Genomic DNA, 26,028 nt, shown 5'->3' on the forward strand with positions numbered 1-26,028 from the left:
ATGACCCATGCCCGTCCAGCCGATCATCCCGCCGGAGTGGCCACTGGTCTACCCGATCGTCGTCGGGCAGAACTGGCCGCAGGCCGACGAGGACGCGGTACGCCGCTGCGCCCAGGCGTGGACCGACGCGCTGGCCGGGCTGGTGGCGATCTCCGGCAGCGGCGGCCAGGCGACACAGAACGTGCACTACTCGGTTCAGGCGATCTCCACCGACGAGTTCGACAACTATTGGAAGCAGTACACCGCCGGAGATGACTCGGCGGTCGGGCAACTGGCCCAGCAGTGCCAGATGCTCGCCGAGGAGCTGCTGAGCTTCGCCGAACAGACCGAGTTCACGAAGATCTCGATCGACATCCAGATCATCATCCTGATGATCCAGCTCGCCTGGGAGCTGCTCATCGCGCCGGCGACCGGCGGGCTGAGCATGGGTGCGGCCTTCGCGTCCATGTTCGTCGCCCGCGAGGTGGTCGAGGGCCTGCTCTTCAAGCTGCTCGACGCGGTCATCATGGCGGTACTGCCGGACCTGATCACCCAGGCCGTCATGGTTGCCGACGGCCACCGCCAGGACATCGACTGGGGCGAGGCCGCCCAGTCCGCGCAGATGGGCCTGATCGGCGGGTTGGTCGGTGCCGGTGTCGGCAAGGTGCTCGGCACGACCCTGGAGAACCGGCTGGGCAAGGGGTTGGGTGGCCTGCTCAACGCGGGGGTCAACGGCGCGCTGACTAACGTCGCCACGAATGCCGCTGTGTCCACTGTGGACGGCATCGAGCAGGCGGTGTTCGACCCGGAGGCCGCGCAGCAGCAGGGGTACGCGCAGGACAAGTCGAGCGAGAACCCGCTGAACGCGATCGCCAACGGCATGTTCACCGGGATGCTCTTCCACGGCGTGCACCAGGCCACCGAGAAGCCGAGTGTGCACTTCACTACGGACGAGGGCACGTTCACCGGGGTACAGACCGGGGAGAAGACGTTCACCCTGTTTCCCGAGACGACCGCGGACGGCAAGCCGCATCCGGATGCGGGCAAGCTCCAGCTGGGCACGCTGGACGACAACGGCGTACTGCAGATCAAGAAGACGGCCGGGATGGGCGAGACATACCAGGCCGTGCCGTCCGAGGTGCAGGTAACCCGGCACGGGGTGACGACCACCTCGAATTTCGAGGACGGTGTGCCGACCGTCGTGCGCACTGAGGTGCCCAGCAACGGCGGCAGCACGTTCGCGTTCACCCAGGACGGCCAGTCGTGGACCGCGCCGAAAGGCTCGACGGTCGCGTACGGCGCCGACAGCCAGCCGATCCAGGTCACTCACGTCGAGGGTACGAAGCAGACGGTCTTCGCGGGTTCCGGCAACGGGGATTTCACGCCGATCGGCCAGATCGAGCAGGTCTCCAAGAACACGGTGCGGTACACCGGTCCCAGCGGCAACGAGGTCTCGCCGCTCGCGTTCCACCAGGCTTTGAGCGAGGCTCAGAATCCGCCTGCCGGTACGGGTAACGGTACGGTCGAGTTCTCGCCGCCGGTGGAGAACGTCTCCGATCAGAGTGCCTTCGACCAGAACGCCTTCGACGCCTCCGATCAGGGTGTGCTGGCGCAGGCCGAGCAGCCACTCGGCGCGGAGGGTGCCGGCTCGGGACAACAGGCGAGCGAGCCGGTGTCTTTCCTGTCGCTGGGGGACAGCGGCGGATCGGGCAATGGATCGGGCAAGGAGAAGCTGCCGCCGGACGTCGTACCCACCCCGCCGGTCCCCGGTTCACAACCAACCGGCGGTACCGGGGCTCGGTCGGTGAACGAGCCGCAGCGACCGCAACGGGTCCTCCGCCCGCTCAACGAGTCGCAGCAGTCGCGCCGGATCACGAAGCCGTTGCCCGAGTCGCAGCCGGGTGGGCGCGCGACCCGCCCGTTGCACGAGAGCGAGCTGGAGCCGGAGCCCGAACCGCGCGGGTACGAGGAGGGCTACCGGGGGGTGGTTCCCGAGGAGCGGCCTGTTGCGCGGACGACTCGGCCGTTGCCGGCGAGTGAGTTGCCTGAGGGTGCGTTGGAGTCGGAGGAGTTCGGCCCGCGCGGATACGGGGAGGGGTATTCGGCCGTCGAAGTGCTGTCGGGTGACGCCTCCGGACAGACTCCGGGCAACGACAACACCCCGGGGGAGCGCGGCTCGGCGCCTTCGTCGCCGGCACATGGCGACCCGCTGGCGTCCACCGGCGAGCAACAGCAGCTCACCGAGGCGACTCCCGGTGGCCAAGTCTTCGAGGACCAGGTCGGCCGGCCGCTCCAAGAAAAGCCGCGCCCGGAGGAGCAAAGCCAGGAGGAGCAGGGCCAAGAGGAGCCGCTCCAGGAGGAGCCGCTCCAGGAGGAGCCGCTCCAGGAGGAGCCGGGCCAGAGGGTACAGGCCACCGAGGAGTCCCAGCTACCTCGGACGCCCAGCCGAAACGAGATCTTCGCCGCGTTGAAAGTCGAGACGGTTGAGCCGCCCGGCCCGGCTGCGGCGACATCCGGCCAAGCGGGTCGCACCGCCGAGACCACAGTGGCGGCCCAGGAAGCGGCTGCCGGGGGCGACGACGACCCGAACCGTCGGTCCGCCCAATTGTCCTCCGCGCAGCCCGATCCCTTGCGGCCCTGGCAGATCGATCCGACTCCCACCGAGGCTGCCGAGGCGAAAGCGCGAGCCGACCTCGCGGAGCAGGAATTCCTCGAAGGCCTGACCGTCGACCGACGGCACCTCTTCGAACAGATCCGTGACCAGATCGTGGTGAGCGACCAGAAGGTGCGCGGGCACCTGGAAGACGCCTTCGCCGCCGCCAAGCGCGAGGGAGGTGGCGAGGGGAAGCTGGTCGGGCTCGACAACTTCCGCAAGCGGTCCGCGTCCATCGCGGAGAAGATCGAAAAGCTGCCGTCGGAGCGGCGCGAGCAGGTGCTCGCTCTCACCAACGATCCCGACGCGCTGCTGCGTTCGTTCTCCGGGGACCTGAACGATCTGCAGCGCTACACCGCGACGTTCGAGGTCGACGGGTTCGTCGACTCCACCCTGGCACATCTGCGGTCGCTGTCGAAGGCCGGATACCGCCTGTTCGAGGGGCCGGACAAACAGCCCGTACCGCTGTTCGACAATGACGGCTCTCTGCGCTCGGGCGAGTTCATGAAGAACTTCTGGCAGCGGGGCAGCCGGTACAACGGGCTCAACGCGACCCTGGTCAGCCCGGAGGGCAAGGTCTTCGAGCTGCAGTACCACACACCCGAGTCGTTCCGGCTCAAGCAAAACCTGACCGAGGACATGTACAAAGTGTTCTCCGCGGGCGACCGGGTTCAACCGGTGCACAAGCTCAATGCTCTGGTCGAACTCATCGAGGTGAACCGCCGCTATCTCAAGCTGCCGGAAGAGCTGGAGAAGTTCGGCCCGCCGAAGAAGTCCACCTTCGACGCGCTCCTGGAGAAGGTGCGGAAGGCGGCGGAGGGCAACCCGTACCAGACCGAGCAGATCAGACGCATGCTGGCCGACCTCTCCGAGCCGGAGGACCTCCAGCATCTCGGCGACGGGGAAAGCTCCGCACACCCGGTCGGACACCTGAGCGAGGTGCCCGGCGCGTCGACCGAGAACCGCCGAGTCTTCGAGCTGCGATCCGGCGGAGAGGACGGCCCGGTGGTGGGCCGGGTGATCCTGGACCGCACGCCGTCGGGCTGGTCGTTGCACTCGGACGATCCGGCCGGGCAGGAACTGGCCGCGCGTGCCGGGGCGATGTCGAACGATGGTCGTTTTGTCAACATCGTGGCGCACGCGACTCCGGACGGCTTCCTGCTCGGCGATCATGTCATCCCGTTCCGCGCGGTCTTCGACGAGATCGGCCTACCGCCGAAGGACTCGGTGGTCCGGCTGATCGCCTGCGAGGCGGGCGGCGGCGAGGCGGCCGCTCAGTTGGCACGGGAGCTGGGTCGCCCGGTGGTGGCCGCGGACCGCCCGGTGTGGTTGACGAAGTACGGCGAGGTTGTCTCGGCGAGCCCGGTCGATCCGGAGCACGACCCGTACCCGCGCCGGCCACCGGACGGGGTGTGGACCGTATACGCCCCGGAGGCCAGTGGATCCCGGGAGCTAACCGCCGGCGACGAACTGCTGCCGAAGGCGCCCCCGGGCTGGGAAACCCCGCGCGAGTCGCTGGCGACGATCCTCAATCCGGAGCCGCGCGGACCCGAACCGCGAGCCGACCTGTATGAGCTGGGCAGGAAGGGTCTGAGGCGCCACGAACCGATTGACGTGGAGCCCGATCTGGCACTGCACCGACTGCTGGCGAAGCTCACCAAGCAATTCCGTTCGGGGCACGCGGTAGGCACGGTGTCGTTCGACACGTTCTTCGAGGGTGAAGCGGCACAGTCGCCGCATCCCAAGGATCTGCCGGTGAGCTACGCGTCCTCCGCCGGGAAGGTCGAGAACCTGGTCGAGCGCGCGGAGCTGAACCCCGAGGTTTCCCGGGAGTATCTCCACAACGGGCATCAGAATGTGACGGCGCATCACGTGCAGATCCACGAGCGCCGGGCCGGGAGGATCGAGTACGGGGCAGAGCAGGGCGTCTACGACACGACGCGCGACGACATGATCACGGCACTGCGCGCCGCCGAAAAGACATTGCCGTCCGGGCAGGAGCTCGGATTGCCGGACATCGAGACGACCATCAACCGGGAGTCGTTGCAGGAACACCTCAAGACCTCGCAAGGGACGGTCGAGACCGCTCGGGAAGCAGCGGCCGGGGCCGGGCAGACAGCCCAGGCGCAGGCGCTGGCGAACCTTTCCGGGAAGATCGACGCGGTGCACAAGGCGCTCGCCGACCTGTGGGCTTCGTTCGATCCTCGGTTCAAGATCGTGGATCTGCCGAAGGTCGATATCCCGAGGCGGACCGGTGCCGACGGTGAGGAGGCGAAGAGCGGCGGCGACAGCTACCAGGCCATCGTGGACCGTCTCAACTTCTTCGCCGGCGACCCGCCCTCGGACCATTCGGCCGTCCCTCAGAACGCCCTCGACGACGCGCTGGTCAGATTCGTAGGCTGGACCGACGGGCTGCCGCACCCGTCACCGGAGGTCCAGGGTCTGATCGCGGCCGGGGTGCCGCATCAGCTCGCTCCGGTGGTCGCGCTCGCCATGGCGCACGATCCGGAGTTCCTCGCCGCGGTGCAGACGCGCCAGCCCATCGACCTCGATGCCCTCTACCGCCTGGCCGGCGCCCGGACCGAGCTGGAGAAGACTCACGGTGGGCGGCTGATCAGTACCGTGGCCGCGACTTCCTACCTCGTCGTGGACATCGAGGCCGAGCGCTATCACGAGGCCAACCCGACCAACCTCATGTTGCTGGATATGGCGAAGGCCGGCCGGTTGCCACTCGGGCAGGCGATCGCGGAGCGGAATCTGATGGCGCCGGTCGGCTCCAACCCGATCGCCGACGGCGTCCGCTACGTGCGGGAGCAACAGGACAAGCTGAGTCCCGGCACCGATGAGCGGCGCCGGTACACGCTAGCCGAGTACCTGACCGACCTGAAGCAGTACCGGAAAGAAAACCAGCACACGACAGTCGGCTCGGGCCTGGGCGTCATGGAGTTCCAGGCGAGAGAGCGCGGAATTCTCATGGACTACGCCAGGTATCTCGACGAGCTGGATGGGAATATCGCGCCCGGCGAGTACGGCCCGGCTGCGCTGGGTCCGCTGGGCATGGGCCTGCTGAGCCCGAGCCGTCAACGGTGCGAGGATACAGTGTCCGTACTGCTCGATCGGCTCTACTCGCGCTTTGGGGGTGTGTCTCGTGGCGGTTCGCCGGACAGTCCTGCGTAGCTCGCAGGACGGCGCCCGGTTCGCGCTGTACGCACGGGCTCACCGGTGGTCTCAGCACGCCGAGGCCACCGGCGACGACGGCGAGGTCAGCGCCGGACTGTGGTTCACCCCCCGGGGCCTGCGTGTGGAGTTGGTCGACGAGCCGGCGCTCGACGTCCCGGTCGTCGTCACCGAGTCCATGGTGGACAGTCCGGAGTCGGCCGCCGAGTGGGACGTTCTGGCCAGCGAGATCGAGTCGTTGTTCCAGCCGGTGTCCGCCGCCGAGGCGGTCCGGCTGTACCGGAGTGCCACCGGCGACCGGCAGCGGGTGCTGTTCCTGCCGCTGGTCGCGATCACCGCACCCACCGACCCGGGCCCGGATCGTGAGGCCGCGTACCAGGCGATCGCGGAGGCGCTGACCGACGAGCAGGCCGGAGTCCGGATGGCCGCCGCAGTTGCGATCCGGTATTTGGCGCTCCCCGAGTTCGCGTCGGCCCTGCGGCGGCTCATCGAGCAGGACCCCGACGAGGACGTGCGGCGGATCGCGGGAGGCACCCTGATCCTGCTGCCGGCCGAGTCCGGGTCCGGCGCCGGGCCGGAGGCGGAAACGCCGGAGGCGGCAACGCCGGAGGCGGCAACGCCAGAGGATGCGGGGCCAGAGGATGCGGGGTCGGCCGACGAGCCCGAGGAGGTCCGGATCACGCTGCTGCACCGGCCGTCGGCCGCCGACGTCGGGAACTACGCCGCCGGCCAGGGCTGGGAGGAGTTGGAGCCGGGCGAGTGGCGAACCGGCGCCGGGGTGTCTGTCCGCTTCACCGCCGACGAGACCGTGGAACGGGATCTGCTCCTGCTGTCCGGTGGTGGCGGCGGCGCCGTGGCGCGGGTGGCGAGCGGTATCCGGGCGACGTTCCCGACCGTGGCCACCCGGCACGCGTTGGCCTATCTGCAGCGGTCGGACACCGAGTCGGACCGGGCCCGGGCCGTGCAGGTGCTGGCGGCGACCGCTCCGCTGCGGTACGAGCCCGACGTCTACGTCGCGTTCCTGGCGGTGCTGCGCGATCCGGTACCGGAGTTGCGCGCGCTGACCGCCGGACTGGTCAGCTATCCGGCGTGGGCCGAGTTCGGCCCGGTACTCGACTGGTTGGCCACCGCCGACCCGGATCCGGAGGTACGGGAGATGGCCGGCGCTGGACTCACCGCCATACACCGGTTCTCCGGCGACGACCAGCCACCCGAGGTCACCTACTACTCCACGGCGCAGCCGCCGGTGCGCGTACTGCGCCGGATCGCGGTCGGGCCCGAACCGGTTGACGAGGAGTTGGCGGGCGGTGTCTGGCGGACCACCGAGGTGACCGCGGATCCCGGGCTTGTCGTCATTTCGCAGGACGAAGCCCAGCGCCTCGCGGTGGGAGAATAGCCGCCATGGTACGGGTCGCCGCTGTCGCGCTGCCCGACAATCCCGATGGCGAACCGCCGGCCGACGCGTCCCGGGTCGCGGAGTATCTCGCGTCGGGCACCGCGATCCTGTTCACCACCGCGACCACGGCCGACCGGTACGACGCCTCGATGGGTGCACCGGTCGGGCTCAGCGTGCGCAGCGACGGCGTGTGGGTGTGGAGCGACGTCCTCGCGTACTACGCGGACCGGTACGGCATCCCGCCCGAGCCCGAACTGGTGGAGCACATCCGCCGCAACGACTACCGCTGCCCGCCGCTGGACGATGCCGCCGCGCGCCACGCGTGGGACGCGTTCTCGGCGTCGCGTGACGGCTGACTGTCGGATGCGGCTGCTATGCTCCGCCGGCGTCGATACACGGATCTGACCTTCTCGTTGGCTTTGCTGCATCGCTCGGATTCCCTGGGGAGGGCGCGGGCATGGTGAGCACGGACCACACCAGGACCGGCCAACGTCCGGGGGGCGGCGCGGACGACCGGGTCACCGTGGCCCGGGGCCGGCAGGAGAGCACCGTGGCGCGCGCTGTCCGGGTGCTGCGCACCGAGCGGCTGGCCGGCATCACCGCGGTCGGCGCGGTCGCCGTGCTGATCGTGTCGCTGGTCGGGTTCGGCGGTGGGGCGCACAGCGTGCTGCCGCGCATCGCGGACATCGGCGCGTGGCTCGCGAACGACTCGCAGGGTTCGGTCACGCACGCCAACGGGCTGTCCGGCAAGGCCGACACCCGGGTGACGCTCACCAACGCGGCCGGCCACCCGCTCAAAGTGATCCAGGACGGCGACACCGTGCTGGTCGAGGACACGGTGACCGGCACGGTCACCCGCATCGACCCGGCACAGCTGACCGTCACGCAGTCGGTGAGCTACGGCTCCGCGGGCGTGCAGGTGGTCGCGGGCGGCGGCAAGGCATACGTGGTGGATCCGGTCAAGGGACTGGTGCAGCCGATCGATCCGGATCGGCTCAGTGTGATCGGGCCGCCGGTCGGCCTGACCGCGCCGCTGGGCACCGCGGCCGTCGACGGGCACGGCACGGCCTGGGTTCCGGTACTGCGCTCCGGCCAGCTGACCCCGGTGAGCGGCGGCACGGCCGGCGCCCCGGTGACGGTCGGCTCGCCCGGCGACCTGTTCACCCTGACGATCGCCGCCGGCACGCCGGTGGTCACCGACGTGACGAGCGCGACGATGACCGTCCTGGTCCCGGGTGGCGGTCGGCGCACGGTCAACCTGCCGACCGGTCCGGGCGGCCCGCCGCCGGCCACCCTGCTCGCCCCGGCCAGCACCGACGGCGCGGTGATTCCGTTGCTGGCGACCGGTTCGCACCAGATGGTGGTGGTGGACACCGCGGCCGGCCGGCCGACCTCGGTGAACCTGGACGGGTTCGACCGCGACGACCTCGGTGGGCCGGAGACGTTGGGCGGCCGGGTCTACATCCCGGACAACACCACCGGACGGCTGATCGTGTATGACTCGGCCTCCGGCCGCCTGCTCAACCAGGTCAACGTGTCCGGCCGGTCCGGCCGGCTGAACCTGTTCCTCAACGACGGCATGCTGTGGGCCAACGACGCGAGCGGAGCCGCCGCCGTGTCCGTGGATTCCGCGGGTGCGGTGCACACGATCAGCAAGTACACCCCGGATCTGCCGGGCGGCCCGCTGCCGCACGCGTCGCCGACCCCGACCCAGACCTCCGGCGGAGGGTCGCTGCCCGGGCCCGGCGACGACCCCGGCCGCAGGGGAAACTCGGGCAACGGCGGCAACCAGTCCGGTGGCGGCAACGGCCAGTCCGGCGCGGGCGGTCAGGGCGGCGGTGGAGCCGGCGGCGGTGGCGGCGGCCGGGGCGGGAACCCGCCACCCCCGGTCACGAGGTCAAGCCCGCCGGCACCGCCGACAACCAAGCCGCCGACAACCCAGCCAGCGGCGCCGAAGTCGCCTTCGCCGAAGCCGCCGGCCACCACGCCGGCCGGAGCGCCCCCGGACTCGGCGCACGGCGTCTCCGAGACTCCCGGCCCCGGATACATCGACGTGAAGTTCAGCCCGTCGTCCGGTGCCACGCCGACCAGCTACACCCTGTCCGGCCTGCCGTCCGGCGCCTCGGTGAGCCCGGATTCGGTGCCGGCCGGCGGCCCGTACAGCTTCCACGTCACCGGGCTGGCCTGCACTGGCACGCCGTACAAGTTCACCGTGGTGGCCAACTACAGCACCGGCCCGAAGCAGGCGAGCGGCGGCGGCGCCCAGCCGTGCCTGGTGCCGAGCATGCCACGCAGCCTGAAGCTCAACGGCTCGACCCAGAGGCAGATCGGCGTGTCCTGGCAGGCGCCCAGCAGCGACGGGGGAGCGAAGGTCACGTACACCGTGAAGGGCGGCGGCAAGACCCTGAGTGCCTCTGGCACCTCGGCGACCATCACCGGCCTGACGAACTTCTCCAGCTACACGGTCACGGTCGCAGCCAAGAACGGCGCCGGATCCAGCCAGCCGCCGGCGCAGGGTTCGGTGCAGATCGCACACAACGTCAACGGCCACCTCGGCGGCGACGCGCTCTATGGTGTCAACGTGCGCTCGTCGACGAGTGCCAGCGGCACAGGAAACATCGTGCACACGTTCGACAAAGGCAGCACCGCCGCCGTGACGGTGAAGTGCGAGAAAAACGGGGGAAGCTGGACGGACCCGACCGGCAGCCCGACCGGCGATACCTGGTACCAGGTCACGTCGCCCTACGCCGGATACATCGCGACCGCATACGTCACCGGTGCCTCCGGCGCCTGGAACTGCTGACCGACCCCCGCGCCGCCTGCCGGCGGTTGCCCTCGACCCGATCGCCGGACGGCGACCAACCCGGAGAGAAACGATGTCGCAACCGCAGCCCCCGACGATCACGCCCGAGTACTTCGCGACGCGCTTCACCGAGATCGCCGACAACATCGAGCGGGTGATCCGCGGCAAGCGGGACATCATCGAGCTGGCGCTGACCTGCCTGCTCGCCGAGGGCCATCTGCTGATCGAGGACGTGCCCGGGGTCGGCAAGACGATGCTCGCGCGCTCGCTGGCCGCGTCGATCGACGGGCGGCTGCAACGCATCCAGTTCACCCCGGACCTGCTGCCCTCCGACGTCACCGGGGTGTCCATCTACAACCCGGCCAACGGCGCGTTCCAGTTCCACCCCGGGCCGGTGTTCGCCAACATCCTGCACGGCGATGAGATCAACCGCGCGTCGCCGAAGACCCAGTCCGCGCTGCTGGAGGTGATGGAGGAGCGGCGGGTCACTGTCGACGGACGGCCGCAGCCGGTACCGAGACCGTTCATGGTGATCGCCACCCAGAACCCGATCGACATGAGTGGCACCTACCCGCTTCCCGAGGCGCAGCTCGACCGGTTCCTGATGCGGCTGTCGGTCGGCTACCCCGACCACGCCTCCGAGGTGTCCGTGTTGATGGGGACGGCGACCGGTTCCGGGTCGCTGGTGGAGGGGCTTTCCGCAGTCAGCGCCGCCGCCGAGATCGGCCAGCTGATCGCGTTCGCCAGCAACATCTATGTCGCCCCGTCGCTGTACGACTACATCGTCGAGCTGGTGGCCGCGACCCGGGTCGCGGCCGGGGTACGGCTCGGTGCCTCGCCGCGGGCCAGTGTCGCGCTGTTGCGCGCGGCCCGTGCCCGGGCGGTGGCCGACAGCCGCGGATACGTGACGCCGGCCGACGTCAAGGCGCTGGCCGTCCCGGTGCTGTCCCACCGGATCGTGTTGACTCCGGAGGCGGAGCTGCGCGGGCGTACCGCGGCGGAGGTCGTCGAGGAGACGATGGCCGGGGTACCGGTGCCGCAGACCGCCACCGTGGCGCGGAGCTGACCGGTGCCTATGCCTATGACCGGTCTGCCTGCGACCACTCTCGCTCGGCGCGCCGGTCGCCGCGCCACGACCCAGATCAGCCGGCGCGGATGGGCGGTGGCCGCCGGTACCGTCCTGTGTTTCGTCGGCGCCTGGTTCCTGGGCTACGCCGAGCTGGCGGTGCTCGGCACCGGGTGCCTGGCGGCGCTCGTACTGGGCCGGTTGGTGCTGCTGCGCCGGACGCCGTTGCGGGTACACCGCGAGGTGGCCCCGACCCGGGTCACCCGGGGCGAGGAGGCGCTGGGTGTGGTGACCGTGGGCAACCTGGGCCGCCGGGTGACCCGCCCGCTGGTCGCCACCGACCGGTGCGGGGACAGCGACGTCTCGGTGGAAATCCCACGGCTGCGGCCGGGCACGTCGAACACCACGACGTACTTCCTGCCCACCAGCCGGCGGGGGGAGATTCCGGTGGGGCCGCTGCGGCTGTCCGCGACCGATCCGCTCGGCCTGTTCCGCCGCGTGCACGCGTACGGCGACCCGGCCACCCTGCTGGTGCACCCGCGTACCGTCGCGATCGGCGCGCTGCCCTCCGGTCGGGCGGCCAATGTGGACGGTCCGACCTCCGATACCGCGCCCAGCGGCACGGTCACGTTCCATGCCCTGCGCGAGTACGTCTTCGGTGACGACCTGCGTCACATCCACTGGCGGACGTCGGCGCGCACCGGCCGGCTGATGGTCCGCCACCTGGTCGACTCGAGCCTGCCGCGCACCATCGTGCTGCTCGACAACCGGGAAGCGTCCTATGTAGACAGTGAAGGGTTCGAGGTCGCGGTCGACGTGGCGGCCTCCATCCTGCTCGCCGCGGCACGCTCGGGCTTCCCGATCGCGGTGCTGACCGCGGACGGGCCGTACTTCACCGCGGAGGGCGGCCGGGCCGAGACCGGTACCCTGCTGCGCCAGCTCGCGCTCGTGCGCGCGGCTGGGCCGGCCGACCTGGCCGCGGTGATCGGCGCCGTCCGCCCGGGCCAGTCGGGTGGGTCGCTGTCGATGGTCACCGGCACGGCGGGCGCGGAGGAGATCGACCGGCTGTCCGGCGTACGGGCGCACTTCGACCGTACCGTCCTGGTGCGCACCGGCACCGGACTGCCGCCGCTGCCGGCCGGGCTGCCGGTCACCGCGATCGACGCCGCCGACCTCACCGCGTTCGCCGCAGGCTGGCGCGCCACCGCCGGCGCCGGGGTGGCCGGATGAGCCGGGCCGGGGCGATGCCGGCGCTCGTGGTGAGCGAGCTTCTGGTCAGCGCGCTGTTGACCGGATGCGCCGGGCTGGCCCTGCACCGGGTCTTCGCGGTCGGCGCGCTGCTGCCGGTACTCGCCGTCGCCGGGTTCGGTTCGGCGTTACTGGTGGCGCTGGTGTCGACGGGTTCGCGGCGGCTCTCGCTCTGGCTCGCCGCGCCGCTGTCGGTGGTGGTCTGGCTGCTGCTGGCCGGAGCGACCGTGTTGCGCTCCGACGCCGTACTGGTCGTGCTGCCCAGCGCCGCCACGCTCGGCGACATCGGTGCCGGGCTGCGCGACTCGTGGCTGCAACTGCTGGCCACCATCCTGCCCGCGCCGGCGCAGCCCCGGCTGCTGGTCGCGGTGTCCGCGCTGGTCTGGGTCGCCGGGTACGCCGCCGCCGAGCTGACCGCCCGCACCCGCACCGCGATCGGCCCGATGGTGCCGCCGCTGCTCCTGTTGCTGGCCGGGCTGCTGCTCGGGGTCAGCGGGCCCGGCTCCAACCTGGCGGTGGCGGTCGGGTTCCTGGCGCTCGCCCTGTTCTTCGCGCTGATGCGGCAGCCGGAGCGCGGGCAGCGGCGTGCCGTGCTGCGCCGATACCTGGCCGGCCTGCCGATGCTCGGCGCGGTCGCCCTGGTCGCCGCGTTGCTCGGTCCCCGGCTGCCGGTACTGGACCAGCGCAAGCCGTTCGACCTGCGGCACTATGTGATGCCGGCGGGCCAGCCGCGCACCACCGTGAACCCGCTGGACCAGGTGTCCGCCTGGCTGGCCACCCCGGGACTACCGCTGTTCAGCGCGCGGAGTCCGAGCGCGGTGGACTGGCGGATCGCGTCGCTGGACGTGTTCGACGGGCAGACCTGGACCACCAGCGGCCGGTTCGTCTCCACCGGGCAGCGGGTGCCGGCCCCGGAAAGCGGACCGGCGCGCACCATCCGGATGACGACCGAGGTCACCGTCGGCGGGCTGACCGGCCTGTGGCTGCCGGCCGCCGAGTCCCCGTCGGCGGTCACCGGCACGGCGGTGGACGTCGACCCGTCCACCGGCGTGCTGCTGAGCCAGACCGGGCTGCGTCCGGACCTGCGGTACGAGGTCACCTCGCGGGTACCCGAGTTCGACGCGGCCACGCTGCGCTTCGCGGTACCCGCCGAGGACCCTGCGGCCCGGGCCGCGCTCACCCTTCCGTCCGGCCTACCGCAGTCCATTGTGGACACCGCGCAGCAGGCGACCGCGGGCGCGACGTTCCCGGCGCAGCAGGCGACCCGGCTGGAGACCTACCTTCGCGGTACCGAGACCAACGACCCGACCGCGCCGCCCGGCCACACGTACGGGCACCTCGCGTACTTCCTGACCGTCGCCCACCGGGGCACCACCGAGCAGTTCGCGACCGCCTTTGCGGTGATGGCGCGCAGTCTCGGCCTGCCCACCCGGATCGTGGTCGGCTTCGCGACCGGCCTGCCCGCGCCTGACGGCAGCTACACCGTGCGCGGCTCCGACGCGCTGGTCTGGCCCGAAGTGGACTTCCGGGGCATCGGCTGGGTCCCGTTCTACCCGACCCCGGTGGCCGGCAGCGCGTCGGCCGGTGCCCAGGCCACCCCCGCCGGTGCGACGAGTGCCCGGCAGGAGATCGACGACTCGTTGGCCTCCGCGCCGGTGACCCGGCCGGTGCTGCCCTCCACCGCTCCGCACGTCTCGCACGGTTCCGGCCGGCACGGCGGCTCCGGCCTGTCCTGGTGGCCGTACCTGCTGATCCTTCCGGCCGGACTGGCCGTCGGGTACCTCGCGGCGGTGCTGCTCGTGCCGTACCTGCGGACACGGCGGCGGCGGGCGGCCGGCAGGGTGGCCGGAGCCTGGACGGAACTTGTGTACCGGCTCGGCCCGCTGCGCCTGGGCGACCTGTCCGCCCGTACCACCGGGGAGGTGGCCGTCGCGGCGGCGAACCGGCTCGGTGGCGACACCGGCGGGCACCTGAACCACCTCGCGGCGCTCGCCGACTTCGCGACGTTCTCAGAATTCGCGGCGCTGCCCGAATCCGGGGCACTATCCGAATCCGGGACACTGGCCGAATCCGGGACACTGCCCGAATTCGCGACACCGTCCGGAGGGCCGGGTCCGGCGCACTACGGTGCCATCGCCTGGCAGCAGGTGGACGCGGTACGTCCGGCGATACCCCGGGCGGTCGGGCGGCTCGCGATGCTGCGGTACCGGTTGCGGCCGGCGGTGCTGCGGTCGTAGGCCGCTCGCCGGGCGGGGGTGCGACCGCCCCACGCGCCCGCAGCCGGATCCGGGCTTCGCGGCCCGGGCCTCGTGCCCCGGGCTCAATGGCGACGCCTCCGCGCAGAGTGCTTCGCGCGGAGTGGCGTCTTCGCGCGGGGTGGCGTCTTCGCGCGGGGTGGCGTCTTCGCGCAGGGTGGCGCCTTTGCGCAGGGTGGCGCTTATGGCGCGGGGCGGCGGCGCCTTCGCGCAGGGGAGCCAATTCCAGCTCAGGGCGCCACTTCCAGCTCAGGGTGCCACTTCTGGCTCCGGAGCGCCGCCCCAAGCTCAGAGGCGACTCCTCCGGCTCAGGGCGCCGGCGAGGCGACCGCGCCGCGGATGCACACCGTCGCCAGCGCCGTGCTGCCGTCCTGGCCGACGCCGATGGTGAGGATCGGCCCGACCTGGAAGCAGTACCCGGTGGCCGGGTTCAGCCCGGTGACCGTGTGCGAGGTGATGCCGGGGTTCAGGATCTCCGGGCCGCGGCCGGGGTCGCGCGGGGTCACCGTGAGGTACAGGTTGTCGGTGGCCGTCCCCGGCGCCAGGGTCCAGCGCAGCGTCACCGAGCTTCCGGCGTCGATGGTCACCGCCAGGCCGGTCGGCTTGAGGGTGTCCGCGTTGACGGTGGCGCCCGGAGCCGGCGCGGTACCGCCGGTACCGATTCCGGCTCCCGCCCCGACGCCGCCAGTGCTCGCCTGACCGGTCGCCTGGTCGTTGGGCGCGGCTGTGGCCGGCCCGGTGGGCTGCCCGGTGACCACGTTCCGCGTCCCGTCCGAGCCGGAGTGCCGGCCGGAGATGACGACGGGCGCCAGTACGGCGACCACCACGAGGGCGCCGACCGCCACGGTGATCGGCCAGCGCCTGCGGCGCGTGGCACCGGCCGGGGCGGTGGCCGCCACGTCGGCACCGTCCGGCTGTCCCGGGCCCGGATGTCCCGCGCCGGGCAGGCGGACGCCGGACGGTTGGGTGGGCCGGTCCCCGGCGGTGTACTCCTTGGTGCCGCCGGTCTCTTCGGCGTCCGGCCCGGCCAGCGGCGGGCCGGGAACGAGGCCGCCCGGGATCGCTGAGCTGCCCGGGATCGCCGAGCCGCCGTGCATCGGTGAGCCGCTCTGGGTCGGTGAGCCGCCGTGGATCGCTGGGCCGCCCGGAATCGCTGGGCCGCCGGGGATCGGTAGACCGCCGTGGGTCGGAGAGCCGGCCCGTGACCCGGACCCGGGCATGCTCACCTGGTCGGGCGGCGGCGGAAACTCGATCGGGATCGGCCTCGGCGCCTGGAGTTGCCGCGGTAGCTCGACCGCACCTCCCGCCGCGACGCCCGGCTCGGCGCCGGCCGGCGCCAAGCTGTTTGACCCGGTGCTGCTTGGCCCGGCGCTGCTCGGCCCCGCGTTGCCCAACACTGTGCTGCCGGACACTGTGCCGCCCGGCACCGCGGTCGTTGGTCCGACGCCGCCAGCCCCCGCCTGCGCGGGTCGCGCCGGGTCGGGTCGCGCCGGATCGTTTCCCGGCGCGTTCCCGGTCTGCGGTGCCGCTGTGGGTGGCGCTGAGGGTGCCGTCACCGGTGTCGCCGCGGGTGTCATCGCGGTCGCGGACGGCGCCGCGAACGGGCTCGCCGCCGGGCGGACCTGATCGGCCGGCAGCGACGGGGCGTTGGCCAGCTCGGTCACCGGGAGGCCGAGGTCGGACTGCAGCCGCTGCAGCGCGTGGGCGAAGCTCCACGCGTCCGGGTACCGGTCGGCCGGCTCCTTCGCCATCGCGTGCCGGATCGCGTCGACCACTACCGGCGGCACGTCACTTCGGGCGATGTGCGGCGGATCGTCGCGCAGCACCCGCAACAGGAGCGCCGCGATGCCGCCGTCGTCGCTCTGGTAAGGCGGGCGGCCGGCGAGCAACTGGTACAGGGTGGAACCCAGGCTGTACACGTCGCACGCGGTGGACGGCGTGCTGCCTCGCAGGATCTCCGGTGCCGCATGGTACGGCGTGAGCGCCTCGGTGCGGGACGAGACGTCCAGCGCGTCGGTGAGCCGGGCCGTGCCGAAATCGGCCAGGGCCGGCTCACCATACCGGGACACCAGGATGTTCTGCGGCTTCACGTCGCGATGCAGTACACCTTCCTGGTGTGCGGCGGCAAGCGCGCCGGCCACCTTCACACCGATGCGCAGCACCTCGGCGAGCGACAACGGACCCTCGGCGGCGAGCCGGTCGCGCAGCGAGCCCCGTTCGAAGTACTCCATCGCGATGTACGGCCGGCCGGCGGTGCTCATCCCGGAATCGAGCACGGTGACCACGTTGGGGTGCCCGGTGAGCCTGCTGGTGAGTTGGACCTCGCGCAGGAAGCGCTTGCGCACCTGGGTGTCGATGAACTCGACGGAGAGTACCTTGAGCGCGACGACGCGGTCGAGCTCGTCCTGCCGCGCGCGGTACACGACGCTGAACCCACCACGACCGATGCGCTGGAGGTCGTGGTACCCGGCGATGGCCTCGCCCGCGGAGGCCGGAGCGGGCTGCGGAGCCTTCTTGAACAACGGCACGGCGGGAGCCTCCCGAAGGCGTCTGGGATACCGCCAAGTCTAGATATCCGCGGTACCTCGCGCGCCCCTGCCGTCGGCCCGCTCAGGTCGCGGTGGGTGGGTCGGCGAAGACCGGTGCGAGGTCGATGTAGATGAGCCAGTGGCTCACCAGGTCACCGCGAAACGTGATGATGTCGGCGTTGGGTACGGTGACGTGCGCCCCGTCCAGGCGCGTGTACTCGACGTCGATCTGCGTGATCGTGGTGTCCCCGACCTCCCAGACGTTGAGGATGTGGTGCGTCAGCCCGCCGATCGTCGCGAAGAACGCAGTGACCGCTTCCTTGACGCCGGCCCGGCCGATGACCGGTTCCGCGCTGGCGAACCGGAACACCACGTCGTCGGCGAGATGCGCCACGAACCTGTCCGGATCGAAGGAGTCGATGTCGGCGAAGATGGCACGGACGTCACGGCTCATTCGGGCTCCCCGTCTCTGATGCGTCCCGCTCGCATTTCTATCGAGGATAACGAATGAACGTCGGGTTGGTGCTCGGCGCGCGCTGAGCATCCATCCGGCGGCGCGTCGTGCCGGACCGAAGGCGCGATGCGGAGCCGTGCACGGTCCCCGCGCGGACGGCCGCCCCGGATGGGGGATCATGTGCCCATGGCGTCGTTTCACCGGGCGCGGGCCGAGTAGGGGGGACTGATGCGGGTACTCGTCACCGGAGGGCTCGGCTTCATCGGCCGGGCCGTCGCGCGCGAGCTGGTGAGCGCCGGCCACCGGGTCGACGTGCTGAGCCGGGGCACGGGCGGGGTCGAGCCGCCGGCCGGCGCGGACCTTGTCGAGGGAGACGTCCGGGACCGCGACCGCATCGCCGCGGTGGTGGCCGACCGCCGGTACGACGGGATCTGCCACCTCGCCGGGCTGATCCGGGGACGGGACTCGATCGCCGACCCGCTGTCCTACTACGACGTCAACCTGGGCGGGACGGTCAACCTGCTGGCAGCCGTCAAGGCGGCCGGGCCGGTGGGCCAGCGGCCGGTGCGGGTCGTGTTCGCGTCGACCAGCATCGTGTACGGGTCGCAGCGCACCGGCGCGCTGAGCGAAGACCTGCCGCCGGCGCCGGAGAACCCGTACGGGGCCTCGAAGGTGGCAGCTGAGCAGCTGATCGGGTACCACGCGGCGACGGGTGAGATCTCGGCCGTGACGCTGCGGTGCTTCAACGTGGCGGGGGCGGTCGACGGGTACGCGGACACCGACCCGACCCGGATCATCCCCAACGTCCTGCGGGCGGTGCGGGGCGAACTGCCGCACGTGAGCGTGAACGGCGACGGGTCAGCGGTACGGGAGTTCACCCACGTTCTCGACGTGGCTTCGGCGTTCCGGCTCGCGCTGGAGGCGACCGGTGCGGGGGCGACTGGCGCGAAGGCGACCGGCGCGGGGGCGGGTGCGGGGGTGGGGGCGGTCTACAACGTCGGGACCGGCCGTGGCGTCAGCGTCCGGGAGCTCATCGCGACGGCGGAGCGGGTCACCGGCCGGCGGGTACCGGTCGAACACCTCCCGCCGAAGCCGGAACCGCACACCCTGGTGTCCGATCCCCGCCGGCTCATGACGGAGTTCGGCTGGGTGCCGACCCACTCGGATCTCGACGAAATCATCGGGAGCGCCTGGAGCTGAACCCGGGCCCGGGCTTCGCCGCGGCGGGTGAGCCGATGCGCCGGAAGCGTCGCGCCGACCACGGAGACGTGGGTGGGCGATGATTGCCGCCCGATCGCGGTAACCGATATGGCGGAGGCGGACATTCCCAGGTATGAGACCTGACGGCGCGGCCGCGCGGCGCTTCGAGCAATTGTTTGACGCCCACTACGCGGAGTTGACGCGCTTTGCCGCGCGCCGGGTGGGCGCCGACGTGGCTGCGGACATCGTCTCCAGTACGTTCCTCGTCGCCTGGCGCCGGTTCGCCGAGATACCGGCCGATCATCCCCGGGCCTGGTTGTACGCGACGGCACGGGGCGTCATTCGCAACGAACTGCGGTCGCGTAACAGGCGGGACCGGCTCTCGGCCGTCGCGGGTGTCCCGGACGACGCTCGGGTCGAGGACCACGCGGGCCAGGTCAGCGAGCAGTTGCGGGTACGAGCGGTGCTGGCCCAACTGTCGGCGATAGACCAGGAAGTTCTGCGGCTGACCGAATGGGAGGGGCTGGACGTCACCGAGGCGGCGGCGGTCCTGGGCTGTACCCGCACAGCGGTCAAGGTGCGCCTGCACCGGGCCCGGCGCCGCTTCGCCGCCCGGCTACAGGCCGACGACAACCCCGGCAACCAGCCGACACGACGCACGGCCTTGCCCTCCATTGTTTCCGAAGGGAGCACCCGGACATGAACCAACTTACAGACAGCGCTCTCGCTCGGCTGCGCGCAGCCGACCCGGCGCCCGCGCGGCCCGACGTGCAGAGCCCCGGCGCGCGCGCGATGCTCGACCGCGTCCTGAGCGAGAAGGCCGTGACCGAGAACGCCGTGACAGAGAAGGTCGTGACGGAGAAACTCGTACGGCCGCCCGCCGGATTCTCGACGGCCGGGCGACGAGTCGCGATCGGGGCGGCTGGAGCGGCCGCGATCGTTGCCGTCAGCGCTCTGGCCGTCGTCGCTCCGTGGTCACCTGGGCAGCCGGCTTCGGCGTACACCGTGGACAAAGGCCCGGACGGTTCGGTCTACGTGACCGTGCGGTTGGCTCAGCTCAAGGATCCCGCGAAGCTGAACGCCGAACTCATCCGCGCCCGGGCGAACACCCTGGTGATGCACATGGTGCCCGAACGCCGGTGCGCGACCCAGCCCGCGATCGACGCCGCGTTTCAGCTTCCGTCCGACGCCACGGCCGAGCAGAGGGCGGCGCAGAAAGCGAAACTGCCGCTCACCTATGAGCTGCGGGGAGGCGAGGTGTCTATCGACATCCAGCCGTCGAGGATCCCGTCCGGCGACACTCTCGTCATCGGATATGAATTCCTTTCCGGGCCACGTGGCCGGACATCGCTGGTGCGGCCGGTGGTCGTCTCCGCGGTACCGCCCTGCCTGGCGGGGCCCGAGGCAGGGGCCCTGCCGACACCGCACTAGCCGCTCAACGCGATGCGGCCTCCCACACGAACCCGTCCGGGTCGGTGAGAGGCCCAGCGTCGCTGCCAATCACGAACCGGTGCGATCCGGTTCCGTCGGGGGAGACACCGGCGGCCTTGGCGAGGGCACCGCGCTTGTTGAGCGTCAGCTTGACGGGACCTGTGTCGAACTCGACGTACCTGCCACCAAAGCTCCTGGCCACGGTGAGGCCGCGATCGGTGTAGAACCGCTTGCTCGTGGGGACGTCCACGACCCCGAGCTGGAGCACGAACGCATCGATCTGCCCGGTGGCCGGGCCGGTGTCCTTCTTCGACGAGGACGCGACCGTCACGATCGTTCCGTCCGGGGCTTGTACGCCGCCGCCGTAACCCCACAGCGACTTCACCGGGAACGACGGTATCCCCGCCGCGTCGCTCGCGTTGGATGGCTCAGCGGTCCTCTTGGATGCGGATCAGGTTTCCGGCGGGATCGCGGAAGGCGCAGTCGCGGATGCCGTACGGCTGCTCGGTCGGCTCCTGGACGACCTCGGCGTCGCTCGCCTGCACTCGCTCGAACGTGCCGTCGAGGTCGGCGGTGGCCAGGATGATCCAGCCGTACGTGCCCTTGGCCATCATCTCGGCGATGGTGCGACGCTCGTGGTCGGTGATGCTGGGGTCGGCGGCCGGCGGCGCGAGGAGGATGGATGTGCCGGGCTGGTCGGCGGGGCCGACCGTGATCCAGCGCATCTTGCCTTCGCCGATGTCGTTGCGGACCTCGAAGCCGATGGTGTCGCGCCAGAAGGCCAGGGACGCGTCCGGGTCGTCATGCGGAAGGACGGTCGTGTGAATGGTGAGGCCCATGGCGGTCACAATAGCCGCGACTGCGCACCCGGCGCAGCCGCGCCAGGTCACCCAGGCGCCGCGCGGCGGACGGTTTGTTACGGAGCCGCCGGCCCTTCGGCGGCCGGTGCGAGAGCCCGAGCTGCGGCCGCTCGCTCCCGGTCCAGCCGAGCCTCCTCCTTCTCCCGCGTCAGCTCGGTCAGCCGCTCGCGCAGTGCGCGCACCTTGACGATGAGCAACCCGGCGAACCCGATGCCCAGCAAGGTATAGATGATCTGCCCGGCTACCACCCGGAGCGCGGCCGCGCGGAGCGACGCCAGGTTCGTGGCCACCGCCGTCTGCCGGGTGGCGAACATGACGACGAGCAGTACCGCCAGGCCGACGCCCGCCACGGTCCCGCTCCAGTGCCGCAGCTCGGCCGGCGACACTCCCAGCGCCCGCATCATCCGCCTCGTGACGACCGACCACACGGCCAGCACGACGAAATAGAGCATGAAGGTCAGCCAGCCGAACGAAGCGACGCCGCGAACCGCGTGGTCGGCGTTGATCAGGTTGGCGATCTGTGCGGCGGTGGGCGGGTCTCCGAGACCGCTGACGGCGCTGTACTCCCGGGACAGCACGACGAGCCGGGCGAGGTTCATCGCGGCGATGATGACTGCCATGACGACGGTGGCCCAGAAGGCCGCGGGCCAGACCCACGAGTCGTGCATCGACTGAGCACTAGGCGCCGCCCCGGCCGAGCGGCGCTTGGCGGCCCGCTTCAGGTCGGCCTCGGAACAGGTGTGCGGACCGTTGATGGTCGAGTCCTGGTACCCGCACTCGTAGCACAGCATCGTCGCTCCCCGTTGTGTCGAAACGGATCCGTTCCGCCTCGGCGCCCGCAGCACACTAACGGTGGGAAGAACTGTCCACATCGGCCGGTCGGGCGGTGCTCGTCCCACGTTCGGCCGACGGCCGGTACCGGCGGCCCCGATCGCCGCCGGTACCGGCTCGCCATCAGTGGAGTCAGCTGCCGTTGTTCGCCGGTACCGTGTCGGTGAACGTGGTGTGCGCCGCCCGGTACGCGTTGACCTGAGCCTGCACGGTGGCCGGAGAGACGATCCCGCCCGCGTTGTAGTAGACCCAGTCGACCTGTTCGTTGTAGGTGCGCGGAGTCGCGCTGCCCAGAGTCTCGCCGGCGATGAACCAGTTGTTGAAGTCGATGGTCATCGACTGGCGGGGGTAGTACTTGCCGGTACTCGTGAAGACCTGAGTGCCGTCGATGAAGTAGGCCACCGTCCCGTTGTTCACCTGGATCACCAGGTTGTGCCAGCCCTGCAGGCTCTCCGACACGTTGCTGGAGACCCGGTCGCCGACCCAGGTCGGGTTGTTCTGGTACGTGTACCAGCTCGTGGTGTACATCTTCGGACCGGTGTCGCCCCAGCCCCCGTTGGGCAGGTACTCGAAGTCCAGCTCGCTGTAGAGCGGATCGTTGTCGTAACGCAGCGGGGTGATCGTGTAGAACGTCTCGTTCACCGAGTCGCCGTCCGGCCCGGACGCGGGCGCGTCGTTGAAGAACACCCGTGCGGCGTAGGTGCCGGTGAAGAACTTCTTCGCGGTCGTGTCCACCTCCGCCTGCGTGGTGCCGCCGTTGGTGCCGTCGGTCGTCGCGGCCAGCTGCATCACCGTGTTGCCGGATGCCGTGGGGAACGTGACCGCGCTGGTCTTCCAGCTGTCCAGGATGCCGGGGCCCCCCGCGCCGCTGCGCGCGGACCAGCCGTGGGCGGCGAAACTGGCGTCGTTGGGGCTGGTGTAGCTGAAGTCGTCGAACAACGCTCCGGTGGACGGCGGCGGGCTGGTCGGCCCGGTCGTCGGCGAGCTGCTCGGGCCGCCGGTCGGGCCCCCGGTGCCGTCGGGTACCGGCGGGGTGCCCCAGGCCAGTGAGCCGCTCCGGTACGCGGTCACCTTCGTGGAGTCCGCGTAACTGGTCAGGCTCCCGTTGAACGAGTAGTCGTTGGCCTGGTTCACGTTTTGCCAGTCGGAGCGGTAGAGCCGCAGCTGGAGGTCCCCGGTGCTGGCACCGGCGGCGAGGCTGCCGGAGCCGGTGAAGCCGAGTTGCAGGTAGTGGTCGGCGGTGCCGGTGGTGGTCGGCATCGTGACCACGGTGCCGGTGAGGTTGCCACAGCCGACCACCGCCCAGGCGCACGCGAACGTGTAGGAGCCGGCGGTGTCGGCGGTGAAGTAGTAGCGCAGCGTCAGCTGGGACAGCGGGATGCTGGCCGACGAGCCGTTGACGACGTTGAGCCACGGCTCGATCTCGTAGGCGCTGGCGCCGGTCATGGTGGTGCGGTACTGCACGTGGACCCCGGTGGCCGCCGACGACGCGGTGGCGGTCAGGGCGGTCAGCCCGAGGCCGGTGAGGGTGGCGGCCAGCACGGCCGCGAGCGTCTTCTTGCGCACTGATCCTCCGACGGGGGAGAGGCGACCGGTCTGGGTCGTCGCGCGGCGCCAGACGCGCCGAGCCGGACCAGTCGGGTGGATGCCGCGGCGGTGCGGCGCCGGCGAGCGGGGACGGGGCCGGGTACGACCGGTGGGGCAGCCCCTCGCCCCTCGGTCCTTACCAGTGGTGAATAGCTTTGGCGCGCCTGTAGGGACAGTGAACCATACCGATGGTTATGTCAAGGGGAACGCACCTGCCTGGGCATACCCGGGATTTGATGACCAACGGCGTTCCTGGCCCGGCGAATGAATATCACCAGTGGTCAGAAAACGCAGGTCACTGATATTGTCGTCTGGGTCGGCGGGACGCGGCGCGAGGAGGACGGGGTGAAGAGAGCCCGGGTACGCGAGCAGTTGTTGACGCTCATCGAGGGGCGCGGGCCGGGTGAGCTCATCCCCTCGGAACGGGAGCTGAGCGAGCGCCTGGGCGTGTCCCGGCCGACGCTGCGCGCCGCGGTGGACGACCTGGCCCAGGCCGGGCTGCTGGTACGGCAGCATGGCCGGGGCACGTTCACCAGTGCGCACAAGGTGACCCAGGAGATCACCCCGTCCACGATGACGGAGTTCTACGCGCCGCCGGCCGAGGGCAACTGGCTGTCCCGGGTGATGGCGTTCGAGGTCGCGCCGGCCGGTGCGCAGCTCGGGCACCGGCTGCGGGTCTCGCCCTCGGAGCCGGTGCTGAACGTGACCCGGCTGCGGCTGGTCGGGGACGAGCCGATGGCCATCGAGAAGATCCAGCTGCCGCAGGCGGTCGCGCCCGGCCTGGACCCGAAGGACCTGGAGTCCGGCTCGCTTTACCAGTTGCTGCGGGTGCGATATCAGGTGGTGGTCACCGACGCGGTACAGACGATCGAGCCGACGGTCACCGACGCCACCGAGGCCGAACTGCTCGGCGTCCCGCTGTACGCGCCCGCGCTCATGTTCGAGCGGACCACCCGGGACTCGGGTGGGCGAGTGGTGGAATACGTGCGCTCGATCTACCGGGGCGACCGGTACCGGATCACCACGCACCTGCGCTTCGACAGCGAGTCCGGCTGAGCCTCGCCGAACCCCACTGAGCCCGGCCGAGCCGGTCCGCTCGACCCAACCTGACCAGAGGTTGTCCACCTCGCCGGATCCTCGCCATTGACATGACCACTGGTCAAGTGCAAGCATCCTCCTCAATCGTCGCGGGCCACGCGTCCGGCGTCGGCGCGCTTCGATCCTCTGCCGACGGATAGGACATGACCTGCGGCTTCTTTGAGGAGGATCCCGTGCGCACACGCTCCATCGCTGCATTGACCGCTGGTATGTGCGTGGTTCTCGCCGCCGCTGGCTGTGGAAGCCACTCCACCGATAACTCCGGCACCGACACGGCATCCGGCAAGGGCCAGACGCTGACCGTGTGGCTCATGGACGGTGACCTCACCGACAAGACGGTGGCCGCCATCAACAACCAGTTCGAGCAGGCCACCGGCGCGGCGGTCAACGTGCAGATCCAGCAGTGGGACAACATCAACACCAAGATCAGCACAGCGCTCGCCCAGGACAACCCGCCGGACGTGCTCGACCTCGGCAACACCGACGTTCCGCTGTTCGCGGCGACCGGTGGCCTCGCCGACATCACCAGCCACCGGGCGGAGCTGTCCGCGGGCCAGACCTGGCTGTCGGGGTTGGTCGGACCGGCCACAGTGGACGGTAAGCTCTACGCCGCGCCGCTGTTCGCCGGCAACCGCGCGGTCATCTACAACAAGGACATCTGGGCCAAGGCCGGGGTCACGACCGCACCGGCCAGCTTCGCCGACCTGACCGCCGACCTGGACAGGATAAGGGCGAAGAACACCGCGGCCGACTTCTCCGCGTTCTACCTCCCCGGCCAGTACTGGCACGGCGCGGTCCAGTTCGTCTGGGACGCGGGCGGCCAGATCGCCACCCAGAGCGGCGGCAAGTGGACCGGCGCGCTGGAAAGCCCGGCGGCGCAGCAGGGCCTGACGGCGTGGAAGCAGTTCCAGAACACGTACTCGCCGGCCGCCTCGCGCAACACCGACAACAAGACGCCCGACCAGGCGGCGCTGTTCGCCGGTGGGAAGACCGCCGCGATCCTGGACACCAGCATCAACACGATCCTCAAGGACAACCCGGCGATGAAGGACCAGATCGGCACGTTCCCGTTTCCCAGCGCGACGCCGGGCAAGAACCAGCCGGTCTTCCTCGGTGGGTCGGACCTCGCCATCGCGGCGAAGAGCGCCAACCAGAAGCTGGCGCTGGCCTACCTGAAGGCGGCCACCGACCCGACGGTGCAGAAGGACGCGGTGGTCGGCATCGACGGCTGGACGCCAGTCTCCGCCCAGATCATCGACCAGGCCAAGGCGTCGCTGCCGGCCACCTCGCAGGCGTTCTTCACGGCGGCCAAGGACAGCGTGGCCACACCCGCGACACCGGGATGGGCGACCATCGAGGGCGACAAGTCGATCGGCACGTTCTTCGGCGACATCGCGACCGGGCGCAAGACACCGGCCGCCGCGGCCAAGGACTTCGACACCCACCTGGGCCAGGCCCTCAA

General features: G+C 70.8%; 18 protein-coding genes. 12 read left to right on the plus strand and 6 right to left on the minus strand.

Features of this window, described 5'->3' with window-relative positions; all coding sequences use genetic code 11:
- Nucleotides 1–7 precede the first annotated feature (7 nt).
- From Raf01_RS34825 to Raf01_RS34855, 7 genes are all read left to right on the plus strand, one after another.
- A complete protein-coding gene (locus Raf01_RS34825) occupies nucleotides 8–5,809 on the plus strand; it encodes a WXG100-like domain-containing protein (protein WP_203922345.1) in 5,802 nt (1,933 codons plus the stop codon).
- Nucleotides 5,781–7,205: a HEAT repeat domain-containing protein gene (locus Raf01_RS34830; protein WP_203922346.1), complete on the plus strand. Its 1,425-nt coding sequence runs from the start codon at nucleotides 5,781–5,783 to the stop codon at nucleotides 7,203–7,205. Before Raf01_RS34825 ends, Raf01_RS34830 begins: the two co-directional genes overlap by 29 nt.
- Before the next feature lie 5 nt (nucleotides 7,206–7,210).
- Nucleotides 7,211–7,561: a hypothetical protein gene (locus Raf01_RS34835; protein ID WP_203922347.1), complete on the plus strand. Its 351-nt coding sequence runs from the start codon at nucleotides 7,211–7,213 to the stop codon at nucleotides 7,559–7,561.
- 101 nt (nucleotides 7,562–7,662) lie between these two features.
- Nucleotides 7,663–10,008 (plus strand): fibronectin type III domain-containing protein, encoded by a 2,346-nt coding sequence (locus tag Raf01_RS50655; RefSeq protein ID WP_203922348.1) that lies wholly within the window; start codon nucleotides 7,663–7,665, stop codon nucleotides 10,006–10,008.
- Between the two features lie 73 nt (nucleotides 10,009–10,081).
- Nucleotides 10,082–11,074: an AAA family ATPase gene (locus Raf01_RS34845; RefSeq protein WP_203922349.1), complete on the plus strand. Its 993-nt coding sequence runs from the start codon at nucleotides 10,082–10,084 to the stop codon at nucleotides 11,072–11,074.
- Between the two features lie 15 nt (nucleotides 11,075–11,089).
- Nucleotides 11,090–12,304: a DUF58 domain-containing protein gene (locus tag Raf01_RS34850; RefSeq protein ID WP_203922350.1), complete on the plus strand. Its 1,215-nt coding sequence runs from the start codon at nucleotides 11,090–11,092 to the stop codon at nucleotides 12,302–12,304.
- Entirely contained in the window at nucleotides 12,301–14,559 is a 2,259-nt protein-coding gene (locus Raf01_RS34855) for a transglutaminase TgpA family protein (RefSeq protein WP_203922351.1), read from the plus strand. Before Raf01_RS34850 ends, Raf01_RS34855 begins: the two co-directional genes overlap by 4 nt.
- Nucleotides 14,560–14,885: 326 nt before the next feature.
- Here Raf01_RS34855 and Raf01_RS34860 read toward each other — a convergent pair whose 3' ends face one another.
- Together Raf01_RS34860 and Raf01_RS34865 are read right to left on the minus strand one after the other, a co-directional pair.
- Nucleotides 14,886–17,105, minus strand: coding sequence for a serine/threonine-protein kinase (locus Raf01_RS34860; RefSeq protein WP_203922352.1), 2,220 nt, complete (start codon nucleotides 17,103–17,105; stop codon nucleotides 14,886–14,888).
- Nucleotides 17,106–17,187: 82 nt separating this feature from the next.
- A complete protein-coding gene (locus Raf01_RS34865; protein ID WP_203922353.1) occupies nucleotides 17,188–17,559 on the minus strand; it encodes a nuclear transport factor 2 family protein in 372 nt (123 codons plus the stop codon).
- 228 nt (nucleotides 17,560–17,787) lie between these two features.
- Between Raf01_RS34865 and Raf01_RS34870 the strand changes: the two genes are divergently transcribed.
- From Raf01_RS34870 to Raf01_RS34880, 3 genes are all read left to right on the plus strand, one after another.
- On the plus strand, nucleotides 17,788–18,759 hold the full coding sequence (locus Raf01_RS34870; RefSeq protein WP_203922354.1) for an NAD-dependent epimerase/dehydratase family protein: 972 nt from the start codon (nucleotides 17,788–17,790) through the stop codon (nucleotides 18,757–18,759).
- Nucleotides 18,760–18,892: 133 nt separating this feature from the next.
- Nucleotides 18,893–19,462, plus strand: coding sequence for an RNA polymerase sigma factor (locus Raf01_RS34875; RefSeq protein ID WP_203922355.1), 570 nt, complete (start codon nucleotides 18,893–18,895; stop codon nucleotides 19,460–19,462).
- Entirely contained in the window at nucleotides 19,459–20,190 is a 732-nt protein-coding gene (locus Raf01_RS34880; protein WP_203922356.1) for a hypothetical protein, read from the plus strand. Before Raf01_RS34875 ends, Raf01_RS34880 begins: the two co-directional genes overlap by 4 nt.
- A gap of 4 nt (nucleotides 20,191–20,194) precedes the next feature.
- On the opposite strand, the gene Raf01_RS34885 is transcribed toward Raf01_RS34880, so the two are convergent.
- The 4 genes from Raf01_RS34885 to Raf01_RS34900 form a co-directional block, all read right to left on the minus strand.
- Entirely contained in the window at nucleotides 20,195–20,575 is a 381-nt protein-coding gene (locus Raf01_RS34885; RefSeq protein ID WP_203922357.1) for a VOC family protein, read from the minus strand.
- Between the two features lie 43 nt (nucleotides 20,576–20,618).
- A complete protein-coding gene (locus Raf01_RS34890) occupies nucleotides 20,619–21,029 on the minus strand; it encodes a VOC family protein (RefSeq protein ID WP_203922358.1) in 411 nt (136 codons plus the stop codon).
- A gap of 77 nt (nucleotides 21,030–21,106) precedes the next feature.
- On the minus strand, nucleotides 21,107–21,841 hold the full coding sequence (locus Raf01_RS34895) for a hypothetical protein (protein ID WP_203922359.1): 735 nt from the start codon (nucleotides 21,839–21,841) through the stop codon (nucleotides 21,107–21,109).
- Between the two features lie 172 nt (nucleotides 21,842–22,013).
- On the minus strand, nucleotides 22,014–23,447 hold the full coding sequence (locus Raf01_RS34900) for a cellulose binding domain-containing protein (RefSeq protein WP_203922360.1): 1,434 nt from the start codon (nucleotides 23,445–23,447) through the stop codon (nucleotides 22,014–22,016).
- 366 nt (nucleotides 23,448–23,813) lie between these two features.
- Between Raf01_RS34900 and Raf01_RS50660 the strand changes: the two genes are divergently transcribed.
- Nucleotides 23,814–24,524, plus strand: a complete 711-nt coding sequence (locus tag Raf01_RS50660) for a GntR family transcriptional regulator (protein WP_275413119.1) — start codon at nucleotides 23,814–23,816, stop codon at nucleotides 24,522–24,524.
- A 215-nt stretch (nucleotides 24,525–24,739) separates the two neighbouring features.
- A partial coding sequence (locus tag Raf01_RS34910) for an extracellular solute-binding protein (protein ID WP_203922362.1) occupies nucleotides 24,740–26,028 on the plus strand: 1,289 nt, incomplete at its 3' end.

The organism is Rugosimonospora africana (assembly GCF_016862975.1).
Classification (GTDB): domain Bacteria; phylum Actinomycetota; class Actinomycetes; order Mycobacteriales; family Micromonosporaceae; genus Rugosimonospora; species Rugosimonospora africana.

Bases quoted from the DNA above. Each gene is read 5' to 3' on its own strand.
- Raf01_RS34825 (WP_203922345.1), top strand. From the start codon at position 8: ATGCCCGTCCAGCCGATCATCCCGCCGGAGTGGCCACTGGTCTACCCG.
- Raf01_RS34835 (WP_203922347.1), top strand. From the start codon at position 7,211: ATGGTACGGGTCGCCGCTGTCGCGCTGCCCGACAATCCCGATGGCGAA.
- Raf01_RS50655 (WP_203922348.1), top strand. From the start codon at position 7,663: ATGGTGAGCACGGACCACACCAGGACCGGCCAACGTCCGGGGGGCGGC.
- Raf01_RS34845 (WP_203922349.1), top strand. From the start codon at position 10,082: ATGTCGCAACCGCAGCCCCCGACGATCACGCCCGAGTACTTCGCGACG.
- Raf01_RS34850 (WP_203922350.1), top strand. From the start codon at position 11,090: ATGACCGGTCTGCCTGCGACCACTCTCGCTCGGCGCGCCGGTCGCCGC.
- Raf01_RS34855 (WP_203922351.1), top strand. From the start codon at position 12,301: ATGAGCCGGGCCGGGGCGATGCCGGCGCTCGTGGTGAGCGAGCTTCTG.
- Raf01_RS34865 (WP_203922353.1), bottom strand. From the start codon at position 17,559: ATGAGCCGTGACGTCCGTGCCATCTTCGCCGACATCGACTCCTTCGAT.
- Raf01_RS34870 (WP_203922354.1), top strand. From the start codon at position 17,788: ATGCGGGTACTCGTCACCGGAGGGCTCGGCTTCATCGGCCGGGCCGTC.
- Raf01_RS34875 (WP_203922355.1), top strand. From the start codon at position 18,893: ATGAGACCTGACGGCGCGGCCGCGCGGCGCTTCGAGCAATTGTTTGAC.
- Raf01_RS34880 (WP_203922356.1), top strand. From the start codon at position 19,459: ATGAACCAACTTACAGACAGCGCTCTCGCTCGGCTGCGCGCAGCCGAC.
- Raf01_RS34890 (WP_203922358.1), bottom strand. From the start codon at position 21,029: ATGGGCCTCACCATTCACACGACCGTCCTTCCGCATGACGACCCGGAC.
- Raf01_RS34895 (WP_203922359.1), bottom strand. From the start codon at position 21,841: ATGCTGTGCTACGAGTGCGGGTACCAGGACTCGACCATCAACGGTCCG.